This is a genomic window from Mesorhizobium sp. M1A.F.Ca.IN.022.06.1.1 (genome assembly GCF_003952605.1).
Lineage (GTDB): Bacteria > Pseudomonadota > Alphaproteobacteria > Rhizobiales > Rhizobiaceae > Mesorhizobium.
The window spans coordinates 4,789,962-4,801,974 of sequence record NZ_CP034455.1 but is presented as its reverse complement, the minus strand read 5'-3'; the positions used below and the strand labels follow the sequence as shown (position 1 = coordinate 4,801,974).

Annotated in this window: 8 protein-coding genes and 1 pseudogene; 5 read left to right on the top strand and 4 right to left on the bottom strand. The window is 59.3% G+C overall.

The features are described 5' to 3' along the window. The first annotated feature begins 464 nt into the window (after window positions 1-464). From EJ078_RS23010 to EJ078_RS23000, 3 genes and pseudogenes are all read left to right on the top strand, one after another. Complete coding sequence (locus tag EJ078_RS23010) at window positions 465-1,580, top strand: ABC-three component system protein (protein WP_127403927.1); 1,116 nt, start codon at window positions 465-467, stop codon at window positions 1,578-1,580. A gap of 1 nt (window position 1,581) precedes the next feature. Then, window positions 1,582-2,066, top strand: a pseudogene (locus tag EJ078_RS23005) (three component ABC system middle component). Next, the gene (locus EJ078_RS23000) at window positions 2,066-4,003 is read left to right on the top strand and encodes a DUF3732 domain-containing protein (protein ID WP_127403929.1); all 1,938 of its coding nucleotides are present in this window, start codon (window positions 2,066-2,068) and stop codon (window positions 4,001-4,003) included. The pseudogene EJ078_RS23005 and the gene EJ078_RS23000 overlap by 1 nt, the downstream one beginning before the upstream one ends. A 375-nt stretch (window positions 4,004-4,378) precedes the next feature. Here EJ078_RS23000 and EJ078_RS22995 read toward each other — a convergent pair whose 3' ends face one another. Continuing rightward, window positions 4,379-4,894, bottom strand: a complete 516-nt coding sequence (locus tag EJ078_RS22995) for a hypothetical protein (RefSeq protein ID WP_245458908.1) — start codon at window positions 4,892-4,894, stop codon at window positions 4,379-4,381. A 251-nt stretch (window positions 4,895-5,145) separates the two neighbouring features. On the opposite strand from EJ078_RS22995, the gene EJ078_RS22990 reads away from it, so the two are divergent. Further along, window positions 5,146-5,736: a TetR/AcrR family transcriptional regulator gene (locus tag EJ078_RS22990; RefSeq protein ID WP_164750471.1), complete on the top strand. Its 591-nt coding sequence runs from the start codon at window positions 5,146-5,148 to the stop codon at window positions 5,734-5,736. 441 nt (window positions 5,737-6,177) lie between these two features. Here EJ078_RS22990 and EJ078_RS22985 read toward each other — a convergent pair whose 3' ends face one another. The 3 genes from EJ078_RS22985 to EJ078_RS22975 are packed head-to-tail and all read right to left on the bottom strand — an operon-like array spanning window position 6,178 to window position 11,423. After that, window positions 6,178-6,555, bottom strand: a complete 378-nt coding sequence (locus EJ078_RS22985; protein WP_127215545.1) for a hypothetical protein — start codon at window positions 6,553-6,555, stop codon at window positions 6,178-6,180. A 22-nt stretch (window positions 6,556-6,577) separates the two neighbouring features. Next, the gene (locus tag EJ078_RS22980) at window positions 6,578-9,700 is read right to left on the bottom strand and encodes an efflux RND transporter permease subunit (RefSeq protein ID WP_127215546.1); all 3,123 of its coding nucleotides are present in this window, start codon (window positions 9,698-9,700) and stop codon (window positions 6,578-6,580) included. A 7-nt stretch (window positions 9,701-9,707) separates the two neighbouring features. Then, a complete protein-coding gene (locus EJ078_RS22975; protein ID WP_127215547.1) occupies window positions 9,708-11,423 on the bottom strand; it encodes an efflux RND transporter periplasmic adaptor subunit in 1,716 nt (571 codons plus the stop codon). 156 nt (window positions 11,424-11,579) lie between these two features. Between EJ078_RS22975 and EJ078_RS22970 the strand changes: the two genes are divergently transcribed. Further along, window positions 11,580-11,936, top strand: a complete 357-nt coding sequence (locus EJ078_RS22970) for a hypothetical protein (RefSeq protein ID WP_127215548.1) — start codon at window positions 11,580-11,582, stop codon at window positions 11,934-11,936. The last annotated feature ends 77 nt before the right edge of the window (window positions 11,937-12,013 follow it).

The window sequence follows — 12,013 nt, the reverse complement described above, 5'->3', positions numbered from 1 at the left end:
TAGGGGCCCCTGTAAATGCCTGGAAGGGGGCCGAAACCCGTCGGTCCGGTAGCACAGCGCGGCTACCAGATGGTTGCCGTTCGGGTTCGTTCCGCGGCCCTAAGTGGACGTTCATCCGATATCCGAAAAACCAGCTATTTTAGCCCTCTGTGGCACGGCAATGGGACTTGTAGTGTATTTCGTGGGTGGCCCGGATGCTTTCGAAGCAATTTTTTCGGCCCAATTCAGATCATATTTAGACTACCTCTTTTTATTATGGAAAACATTCCGACACTCTGGCCTTGAAATTGCAATTGGGGCAGAGATTGTCAATCTAAACGCAAAGGTCGGACCGACTCGGGGGCAGGTAGCGATTGTCCGGGATGGAGAGTTTCTCTGCTGCAGACTCTTTGGTGGGATATGTCTATCAATGTGAGTATGCGCTATTTCGAGCCTTGGATGCGGATGATCCGGCGGAGTGCTTCATGGTGGAAACCTTCGACGACGTGGTCGTCGAAGGGAAGGACGATGCGTTCGAGCTCTTGCAACTGAAGCACCGCGATCCCGCCAAGGCAAAGGCCTTCACCGACAAAAGCGCTGATTTGTGGAAAACGATCCGCATCTGGTCCTCTCTCGTCCGGGACGGCGCTATCGATCCAAGCAAGGCCTCGTTCTTTTTGCTCACCACTGCCCAGGCGTCGTCCTCTGCGATGCTGGTCGATTATCTATCACCCAAGGGGATCGCGGGAGGAACGAGGAACGTAAAGGCCGCTAAAGACCTTCTCATGCAGATCGCCGAGGACATAGAGGACGGATCGACGGATAGCATGAAGAAGAACGTCGAGCCTTTCTTGGCATTGCCAGAAGCCACCCGCGACGTGCTGATTGGAAACATGACCATAGTGCCGGGGGTGGCGGTGATCGAGAGCCTCCGCCAGAAGATCGTCAAGCGATTGCGCCTGACCGGTGCCACGACCGGAAATCTGGAGCGCCTGGCGCAGTCGCTGGTTGGCTGGTGGTACTGGGTTTTGATCGAGCGCCTTCGATCGAAAGAGAAAGTGGCGATCAGTAAAGAGCTGCTCCAAGAGAAAATCACGGATCTGGTTTCCCAGTATGTCGTGTCGAGCCTTCCTATATTCGAAGACATCACGGACCCGGACGCCGACCAAAAGGCCCGCCTCTTGCAGAGGCTGTTCGTTCGTCAATTGATGGCTATTGGGCATGCTCCGGACAAGACCACGGTCGCGGGGGCGCTGCTCGACGTCTACAAGGCTGATGGGCACATAAAGCGCTGGCTCGAGGCCCTGTGGCTGCAGCCTAAGGAATTGCAAGTGTTCAAGGATCAGCTTTACGGTCACTGGGCAGCGAAATTCGGAGCGATCGAACCTGACGCAGACGCTTGCCTTGGTCGGGACGACGCAGAATTCGAGCTGGCAAAGCTCGGCCGAACAGCTCTAAGCGGCTCACTCTCGGGAAGTCAGGCAAAACTCAGGGACGTCGATCTCGACTATCTACGGCGCGGCGTCTTACACCTCATGGCGAACGAACCAGTGATCGGCTGGCACCCTAATTGGACCTCGAAATTCAAGCCGGACGAATGACATGGCGTTTGCTCCCTGGAACGATCGGCAGACAGATTTCGCCAACTATTTTAACCCGGGCTATGTCGGTGTTCTCGTGTATAGCGTGGCCAAGGGCTATAACGTCACGAATGGGGGCATGTCGCTGGCCCTTGCGTTTCCCGGCGTCGCCATGGCCTTGCATCCCGATATCCGCAACGCCCTTCCCCGCACTACCGCTACCCGGTTTTCGAAGTGGTTGAGGGATAAACCAGAAATTCGAACCGCCCTGCTCTCGTCTACGCAGTCCCTTGTTCCACAGGTCAAGGAGGCCGTTTTGACGTCGCTCCGTTCGGACTGGTCTCGGTTGAGAACGGCCACCTGATCGCGGCCGCCAAGGGACCTCCGATCTTGAAGTCTGACAAAACCTTTGATGACGACCAGAAGGCGGCCGCATTCGTCGGAAAGTGGTTCGCGAAGGTAGGAGACGATAGAGAAATCTACCAACAGATAGGAGTAAGACCATAATGCAAATCCAGAGCGTGGTCCTTTACTCCCTTGACGGCAGGATCAACGAAATCCCATTCGACTTGGGTCGCGTGAACATCCTCACTGGCCCAAGCGGTCGGGGAAAGTCCGCGCTGCTAAGCGTCGTCGATTACTGTCTTGGAGCATCACGCTTCGAAATCCCGGCAGGTGTGATCTCGAATTCCGTGTCATGGTTCGCCTTGAAACTCGATTTCGGTGCGGAGAGATTGTTCGTGGCCCGCCGTAGCGTCCCTGTAGGTAGGACGGCAAGCAACGAGTTCTTCGTGCGGCCCAACCCGGATCACGAAACCCCGCCTCTGAGCGATTTGAAGCCCAATGCTCGCCGAGATGATCTCGTAGAAAAGGTCGGATCGCTTCTAGGCGTGGGAGTAACACTTCTTCCTCGGGCCGACGGCACGGCCGAACGACAGAAGCTGACCTTTCGGTCGGGTCTCATCTACAGCTTCCAAAAGCAGAATGAGATCGCTAACCCGGACCTTTATTTTCATCGTCAAAGCGAACTCGCTCAGACGATAAGAGAAACGTTGCCGTACTACCTCGGGGCGATCTCCCCTGCCATCATCGAAAAGCAAGCCGAACTCCGCAGTAAGCGAAAGAGACTGCGCGAGGTCGAGCGGACCCTTGAACGCAACATGTCGATCGCAGCCAATCGTGACACGGAACTGGTAGCCATCGTCGCGGAAAGTACCCGACTGGGATTGATTGGCGCGTCAGAAGTTCCAGCCAAGAGCTCGGCGTCGCAAACGCTCGAAAGGGTTTCTTCAGCCCTACAAACCACTCTCTTCGCGGATAGCCAACTAACGGACGGTCAGGACCTTGACCTGCTCAAGCAGATCAATACTGAGCTGCTGAACAAGACTCGTGAAAGGTCAGATCTGAAAAAGGAGATTGACGCCCTGGAGCGTTTTGAAACCGACCAAAACGTCGTCGATAGCGCACTTAACGAACAGCGGCGACGTTTGACGGCGTTGCATCTTCTCGCAGATGATCACGATTCCAAGCAATGCCCGGTTTGCGAAAGCAGTCTGGAGAGTATCACGCCGGCTGTAACGGATATGAAGCACTCTCTGGAAACGCTTATGGTCGAACTTGCGATGGTGAATTCGGACAAGAACGATGTCCGGGAACAACTCTCCAAGCGCCGTGCCGCCGTTACCAATCTCACGTCGGAAATCGCTTCGCTTAGGCGCGACGTTCAACGCTTGAAGGACGAGGAAGACTCCATCAAGTCGCTATTGGAGCAGAAACACGAGGTTGCCCGGCTTTCTGGCATGATCGACATGTTCCGCAGGCTCATATCGGTCGACGACGACGAGACACGTGTTACGCTGGAACTTGAGAAGGCTTCCTTGGTCGCGGACATCGAAGAACTCGAATCAGAGACTAACCTGTCCGATGTACGTGCAAAGACCGCGACCTTCCTCGGCGGTATCGGGCAGCAGATCACCCGCTGGGCTCGCGAGCAGCATCTGGAATACGCGAACGGTTTTCTGACATTTGATCTCCGCGGACCAAGGCTTGTCAGCGAGACGGCAGACGAGACGATTCCGTTTTCGCGCTTTGGCAGCGGACGGAACTGGGTCTGGTATCACTTGCTCGGCCATCTGGCTCTCCACGAATGGTTTGCCTCGAACAAGCGGCCTGTACCTAACTTTTTGATCCTCGATCAGCCATCTCAGGTCTATTTCCCCTCAGCTAACGGGGAGACAGAAGACAATGACTGGATGGAGGTCCGTAAAATCTACGAGTGGCTTTTCGACGTTGTTAAGAAACTCGATGGCCAGATGCAGATTATCGTCACCGACCACGCGAAATTCGAGAACGACCCACGTTTCACAGACCACCTTAAGCACAACTGGTGGGAGGGAGGATCTCTGGTGCCCCAGGATTGGTTGGACCATAACCCGCAGTCCTGATGAACCGCCCGACGTCGTAATCGTCCTGTAGGTCGATGACGGTACAGTGGTGGACTGCCAGCCTCCAACTTTGTTTCAAGATGCGCGGCGGAGGGCTCGTCCTTATCGGCACTGCCAGTGTGAGAACCCGCGGAGCGAGCCCGGCAATCATAGTTCCTACGCAGCCCTATCGCGGTGCCCTTATTATGCTCTTGGGGAGTTGCCGATCTAAGAGCGCGCGGGCAGGAACGTCCGCTTACGGGCGAAGGTAAAGCTCGTCTCTACGACCGAGATGAAGCGCAAAGCAGCCGAAAATCGGACGATCATTTTCGACTGCGTTCAACGTTGTTGATCCTAATGCCTACGCTGTGCGCATCGGCCAAGGGCACCATGCATTCATGCCAGCCGCCTGGACTCGACTTCGACTGCCCGGACGCCATAGCGCGTCATGCCGCGCGGCTTGAAGATCGAGAGTATGGTCGCGATGACGAGTACCACCGCTCCGCCGGCAGCATGCAGAACCATAGAGAACCGGCCGCCCGTTGCTGCCGCAAGCGTGCCATCCGCCGCAGCGGATGCGAGCTGCGAAATTTTGGGGGTCTGTATCAGCAGGACAATCAGCGCGATCACCGTCAGCACCAACTTCACGATCACCCAATAGTAGCGAAACAGCCCCCAGGGTGTGCCGAGAGACTGAACGACTCCGACTGTAAGGGTTGTCGCGGCCAAGGGCACGATAACTCCCCAGGTCAGCGCTGGCATGACCATATATGCGGAGCGCTGGGCCTCAGCATCACCGCTGAGCCCGATGATAGCGAGCGCGAGGAAGGTCACCACTGCTCCCAGGAACCCTACGCTGGAAATAACATGCAGCAGGAGCACAAGTTTGCGCAGTGGTGCATTGAAGGTCACGCTAGTGCACCACGCCCATGTGCTGCCACGGACCATGACCGCTGAGTGCCGCAATTCCGGCGATCACGAGCAAGGCGAGACCCACCCACAAGAATGCTTTCACCCAACCGGGCATGCCGGCTGCTGTGCGCTTGCCATTCGCCATCTGGTCAGGTCCACCGTTCGTAATTGTCAATTTATCGAGACATAATGTCTCTGAGTCAAGATGACATGTCTCGACACCGCCTGACGCCTGTGAAATGACTACCCCCATGCCTAAGCTCTGGAACGACACGATCGAAGCCCACCGCGACGCCGTCGCCACTACCATCGTGAACAAGACGGCCGAGTTGGCGGCGGCCGAGGGCCTGCACAACCTCACGATGGCACGTATCGCCAAGGAAACCGGGATAGGTCGCGCCACCCTCTATAAGTACTTCAGTGAGGTTGAGCAGATCCTAGTTGCTTGGCACGCTCGGGAGGTCAGCACCCACCTTGCCGCGTTGGATCAGGCCGGGGCAAAGGGGGCCGGCCCGCTTGCCGCCCTCGAAGCTGTTCTGCTCGCCTATGCCGAGAACGCTCGCCGTGGCCATGGTCACGCGTTTGCAGCGCTGCTCCATTCGATGCCGCATGCCAGGCATGCATACGCTCGCGTCGAGGCGATGGTCGCAGAACTGATCGCAGAGGCCATGAATGCCGGTGAAATTGAAGATGCCTCGCCGGCGGCTGAACTCGCGAGATACGCGCTGGCCGCCATTGCGGCGGCTCAGCAGGCGCGTTCGAAGCCGAAGCTCGAACGTCTGTTGCGAATGATCCTTCGCGGGTTGGGTTCGCGCTCGGACAGTCAAAGCGCGTCGCGCTGAAACTGATTCAGGTGACGCGCTTTAAGACCGTGGTTTGAGGCATGTCGTTCCTTAGAAGCGCTGCACAGTTCTGGGCGATATGCATTAGCCGTGACCCCCCGAACACCTGCCGGCCGACGATCCGCAGAAGTCCGGATTCGATAGGCGGACGAAGTGAATCGTCTTCACTTTCCTCCGAACCGTGCCTGGACGGTGTGCCCGTCAGCCAGCGTCGCCGACACGACGACCTTTGCGTCCGCTCCTATCGTCTGGGCGAGTGCCCCGACGAGCTTGTTGGGCTCCTCGGGCGTTAGTTGCACCACGGCGGTTTTGCCAGCGCTCTGGACGACAGCACGGGCGCCCGTTACTCCGGCTGACGAAAGCGGCTTGTCGTCGGCGCCCTCGGTCCGGCCGACGATCCGCAGAAGTCCGGATTCGATAGGCGGACGAAGTGAATCGTCTTCACTTTCCTCCGAACCGTGCCTGGACGGTGTGCCCGTCAGCCAGCGTCGCCGACACGACGACCTTTGCGTCCGCTCCTATCGTCTGGGCGAGTGCCCCGACGAGCTTGTTGGGCTCCTCGGGCGTTAGTTGCACCACGGCGGTTTTGCCAGCGCTCTGGACGACAGCACGGGCGCCCGTTACTCCGGCTGACGAAAGCGGCTTGTCGTCGGCGCCCTCGGTGAGGAACAGGACCAGCTTTCCCTGCTCCGTGACGAGTTCAATATGATGCCCGCCGCTGTCGGCAACCGGCCCTCCGTTAGGTCCCTTCGCCAGTTCATGGGCCATTGCGCTGAAAGTCATCAATGTCGCCGCAGCCGCTACAACCAATGTTTTCATATGTCGCTCCAAGTGGTGATGATCAGAAGGCTTCGGCAGGGGTCAACGTGCCAGTGCCGCCGCGGGCAGCCCTGATGCGTTCCAGTGGCTTCCTGCCGAAGCTCAGGAACAGAACGGGGGTCAGAAAGGTATCAATCAGTGTCGCAGAGATCAGCCCGCCAAAGATGGTGACGGCGACGGGGTGCAGGATTTCGCGGCCAGGCTCTCCGGCCCCGATCAGGAGGGGGATGAGTGCCATCCCGGCAGAAAGCGCGGTCATCAGCACAGGGGTCAGCCGCTCGAGGCTGCCGCGGATCACCAGTTCCTTGCCGAACCGCTCGCCTTCGTAGAGCGCCAGGTTGATGTAGTGCGAGATCTTCAAGATGCCGTTACGGGCCGAAATGCCTGCCAGCGTGATGAAGCCGATCATCGAAGCGACCGACAGCGGCTGTCCGGCGATGTTGAGCGCGACCACGCTGCCGATCAACGCGAGCGGGATATTGCCCATGATGATCAGGGCGAGCGCCGGCGACTGATAGCGGCTGTAAAGAACGACAAAGACAAGGACGAGCGAAACGAGCGAAAGCGCGCCGATCCTTAATGTCGCTTCCTCCTGCGCCTGGAAGGTGCCTTCGAGCCGGGCAACGTAGCCCTGCGGCAGCATCGTTTCGGAGAGGATGCTGCGAATGTCCGCGACGATTGCCGCCATGTCACGCTCACTATCGCTGTTGCCGAGTACCGCGATGCGCCGCTGGCCGTTCTCGCGCAGGATCTGGTTTGGTCCATCCGTCTCGACGACGTCAGCGACCATGCGAAGCGGCACAGTGCCTGCCGGAGTGAAGATTAGGAGATCGGCCAGGCCGGCGGTCGATCGATCAACGTCAGAGAGCCGCATGACCACGTCGAAGCGGCGATTGCCCTCCACGATCTGCGATACCGTCCGGCCATTGGACATGCTCTCCAGCGCCTCAGTGATGGAGGCCGGCGTGAGGCCGTAGAGGGCCGCACGCTCGTGGTCGACATCGACCCGGAGCTGTGGAATGCGGACTTGCTTTTCGACCTGCAGATCGACCAGACCCTGGATGCCCGACAGCTTCTCGCGCAGCATCTCGGCTGTCGAACGCAGCGTGTCGATGTCATCGCCATAGATTTTCAGTGCGACCTCCGCCCGCACGCCGGAAAGCATGTGATCAAGCCTGTGCGAAATCGGCTGTCCGACATTGAGCGTGGCCGGCAGCACGGCGAGGCGCTGCCGGATATCGGCCATCACCTCTTCCTTCGACCGCGCGGAGCGCTTGAGGTCGACGTCGATCTCGGACGCGTGGACGCCTTCGGCATGCTCGTCGAGTTCGGCGCGGCCGGTGCGCCGACCGACCGACACGACCTCGGGAACTTCCTTGATGATGGTCTCCGCGATCAGTCCCAGACGATTGCTCTCCGCTAGTGCGATGCCGGGATTGTAGGCAAGGCTGATGGTCAGAGTACCCTCATTGAAGGGAGGCAGGAACGAGCGCGGCAAAAGCGTGACAGCATAGGCGGCCGAACCGACGCCAAGAAGCACCAAGCCGATCACAAGCGCCCTGTTGCCGAACGCCCAGTGCAGAAGTGCATTGTTGGCGCGCTTGAGATGCCGGACAACGAAACTGTCCTGTCCATGTCCCTTCGCCCGACCCGAAAGCAGGTAGTATGAGAGCACCGGCGTGACCGTGATCGACACGACGAGCGAGGCCAGGATCGAGACGATGTAAGCCACACCCAGTGGCGCGAACAGACGGCCCTCTATTCCCGACAGCGCGAACAGGGGCACGAACACGAGAATGATGATCATCGTCGCGTAGACGATGCCCGAGCGCACCTCCTGAGATGCGGCGGCAATCACCTCCAGAACTGGCTTTGGCAGAGCTTGGGCGCTGTTCTCCTTCAAACGGCGCAGAATATTCTCGACGTCAACGACTGCGTCGTCCACGAGTTCGCCGATCGCAATCGCGAGGCCGCCCAGCGTCATCGTGTTGATAGTCAGCCCGAAAGCGTGGAAGACCAGCACTGTCACGAGGATCGAGATTGGAATCGCGGTCAACGAAATGAACGTCGCGCGTGCGTTCATCAAAAAGAGGATGAGCACGACCGCCACGACGGCCGCCGCTTCCAGAAGCACCTTCTCGACATTCTCCACCGAAGTTTCGATGAAGGTGGCTTGCCTAAACTGAAGATTGGTTGCCTTCACGCCTTCGGGAAGCGTCTTATCGATGTCGATCAGTGCCGCCTCGATGCGTCCGGTGAGGTCGACCGTGTCCGCGCCGGGCTGTTTCTGCACCGATACAATGACCGCCGGGCGGCCCTGATAGCCTGCATCGCCTCGCTTCACGCGCGCTGCAAAGTCGACATTGGCCACCTGGTGGAGGAAGATCGGCTGGTCATCGCGCCTTGCGACGACCGTGTTGCGCAGGTCTTCCAAGCGCTTCGTCAGGCCTACGTTGCGGATGAGATATTCGCGGCCGTGCTGATCGACGAATCCGCCGCCGGTGTTGGTGCCGAAGCGCGTCACCGCTTGTTCGACTTCGGATGCCGTAACCTGCAAGGCCTGTAAGGCGGCGGTATCTAGGGTGACCCGGTACTGGCGGACTTGCCCGCCTATGGGGATGACCTGCGAAACGCCCTCTATCGTGAGCAACTGGGGACGAATCGTGAAATCCGCGATCTCGCGCAACTCCATCGGCGAAACGGCGTCACTCGAGATGGCGATCAGCATGATCTCGCCCATGATCGAACTCACCGGACCCATTTGTGGCGTAACTCCGGCCGGTAGCTGCTCGCCCACCAGAGCCAGCTTCTCCGCAACAAGCTGCCGGGAGCGGTAGATGTCGGCCTCCCAGTCGAACTCGACATAGATGATGGACAGCCCGACGCCCGAAACCGATCGGACGCGGGTGACGCCGGGCATTCCGTTCATCGCCGTTTCAAGCGGATAAGTGACCAGCTGCTCGACCTCCTGAGGGGCAAGTCCCTCGGCTTCGGTCATCAGTGTCACGGTCGGGCGATTGAGGTCCGGGAATACGTCGACGGGTACCTTCGGAAGCATGTAGCTGCCGTAGGCGACGAGCAGCAAAGCCGCTGCGAGCACGAAAAGCCGGTTCTTGAGGCTATTGCTAACGAGAAAACTGAACATCACAACCTCAGCGGATCTGGTTGATCAGCTCGGAGCCTTGAACGACCACCCGCTCACCCTCCGACAGGCCAGCGCGGATCACCACGCGCTCCGCGTCAAATGCTTCCATATGGACAGGCTTGGGCGAGAAGCGCTCGGGATGGGCATGGAGCCAAACTATTGTTTCGCCATTGCCGCCTCTCACGACGGCGCTTCGTGGAAGGATAAATCCCAACACCGGCTTGCCAACAAACGCCCGCACCGTGACCGGTTGCCCGACCGCGAGGCGTTCGTCCGGATTTTCTATCGAGAATTGGACTACGCGCGCCTGCTGTTGGAGCGTCTTGCCGAATCCTTGAAAGCTGAGCTTGATTGCGGTGCCCTCGGAGGTCGTCGCGTTTGCCAAGCCCAAGGAGCCGGGCTCCACGTCCGCATAGACCAATGCTTCGACCCAGAGACCAGATGGATCGACGATTTGAAAGACCACATCCGCGGAGCCGACGACCTGTCCTGGCACCGCTTTGACGGCCGCGACCACGCCGTCGATCGGCGCCTTGAGCACCTCGGTGGCGCCGGTTGTCTCCAGCAGAATCTCACGCCGCCGCCTGAGGCCCGCGAGCTCGGTTTCCGCATCGGTCACCTGACTCTTCGGCGCTACGAAGCTTCCCGCCAGATCGCGCGTCCGCGTCAGCTTTGCCTCGGCGACCGCGATCTCCTGTTCGATCTCGCCGATGCGCTCGGAAAGGGAACTGCGATCGGCTTGTGACATGGCCTGTTCCACAAGCGCGAGCACCTCCCCTTTGCTCACCGTCTGACCAAGGCGTGGGAGCGCACCCCCTGCGACCATGATCCTCCCGCCATTGATGCTCTGCACCAGGCCGGAGCGGTTCGGATCGGCGACGATGCGACCAACAAGCGTCGCTGCGCTCTGCGCCTGCTCCGGCTTGGCAACAACTGTTCGAATGCTCAGCAGGCGCTGGCTCGGTTTCGGCAGGAATACGCCTCCGTCGCTCATGCGCTGCGGCGCATCCCCGGCAGGCAGCGGGGCGGCTTCACTATGATCGTGGCCTTCATGGCTAAATGCAAAGGCAGTGGTCGCCATCAGCACGACAAGAACGAGCCCTGCGATGGGGGCGGCCCGGAGTCCTTTTCGCGCCATCAAGCCCGCGAGGAACCCGAAACCAAGAAAGCCGCCGGCCAGCAATTGGAGACGGTCGACTTCGAAATCGCCCAGGGCCAGTTTCTCCGGGATTATGCTCTCCAGACCACGCCCCTGCGTGCGCGACTGATCCGCTTGGACTGGGCTTTTGCGGGGCAGCTCGATCGATCCGATAAGAAGATCGTCGCCGGAGGGATGTGCTACTGAAAAGACCAGCTCCAGCGGGCTTTCAGACAGGAACTTCTCGGATTGCAGAACATAAATGCCGGCGTCGGCTTCTTTTGCTGCCATCTCGGCGTCGCCGCCGACCATAACCGAGATTTTCGCACCCGGAACAGGCTGGTTGGTGTCAAAACGGTCGAGGAAGATCGAGAGCTTGTCACCCTCGAGTATGCCAGCCAGTTCATAAGCCGGAGACTGAACGCTGACACGCGGCTTCGCGGCGGAAGCAGCGATGACAGGCTGTTTGCCGTGGTCGTGTCCTTCATGCGCCGAGAGCGGCGACGAAAGAAGCATAAGCAGGCCTACGGCAGCACAAAGGGAGTGAATGCGGCAAAGGCCGCGAAAAAGCGAAGAAATGGACATGTTCAGAAGCCAGCAGTTTTTGAACGTCGAGGCCTGTCGGCCGGGCGAAGATCAGACTGCTCAGGTTCTGGGGGGCCTCTCGGGGCCTGCCGTGGGTATGCCCGGACGGCTGCGATAAGCAGCCGGAACAATCAGGCTCGCACCCTGAACCCCTGGATGGCGGACCTCGCAACCCTCGAAGCCCGGGTGCCCGAGGCAGAGGCCAGCACAGCAAAGCACCCCGCCGTGAGCCAGGCGCTCCGTACCCTCGGCGTGATCAGGCTGCTGCTCACCCGCAACGTCATCCGCCGCACCTTCGTCGGCATTTTCCGTGACGTCGTGCGAAGGATCGAAGTGGTTCGAATGCGAGTGAGCAACCGTCACGTTCGCGCAATCCGAAATCAGTTCATGCGAATGGGAACTTCCGGCCGCACTCATCTGCAGCAGGGCAAGGGTGATGAGCGCGAAGATGAACTTCGACGCGATCCCCTTAATTTTTTCCCACTGCTTGTGCACCTGAAGATTGGCCCCTGATCTGTCTTCTCAGACGTGTCGCGTCGCTTGCATCGCGTATGCGGCAAATTGAGGGCGACGCTAGATGAAGCCTAGCT

Coding starts and splice junctions, on each gene's coding strand:
- EJ078_RS23010 (WP_127403927.1), top strand. CDS start 465: ATGGTGGAAACCTTCGACGACGTGGTCGTCGAAGGGAAGGACGATGCG.
- EJ078_RS23000 (WP_127403929.1), top strand. CDS start 2,066: ATGCAAATCCAGAGCGTGGTCCTTTACTCCCTTGACGGCAGGATCAAC.
- EJ078_RS22990 (WP_164750471.1), top strand. CDS start 5,146: ATGCCTAAGCTCTGGAACGACACGATCGAAGCCCACCGCGACGCCGTC.
- EJ078_RS22985 (WP_127215545.1), bottom strand. CDS start 6,555: ATGAAAACATTGGTTGTAGCGGCTGCGGCGACATTGATGACTTTCAGC.
- EJ078_RS22980 (WP_127215546.1), bottom strand. CDS start 9,700: ATGTTCAGTTTTCTCGTTAGCAATAGCCTCAAGAACCGGCTTTTCGTG.
- EJ078_RS22975 (WP_127215547.1), bottom strand. CDS start 11,423: ATGTCCATTTCTTCGCTTTTTCGCGGCCTTTGCCGCATTCACTCCCTT.
- EJ078_RS22970 (WP_127215548.1), top strand. CDS start 11,580: ATGGCGGACCTCGCAACCCTCGAAGCCCGGGTGCCCGAGGCAGAGGCC.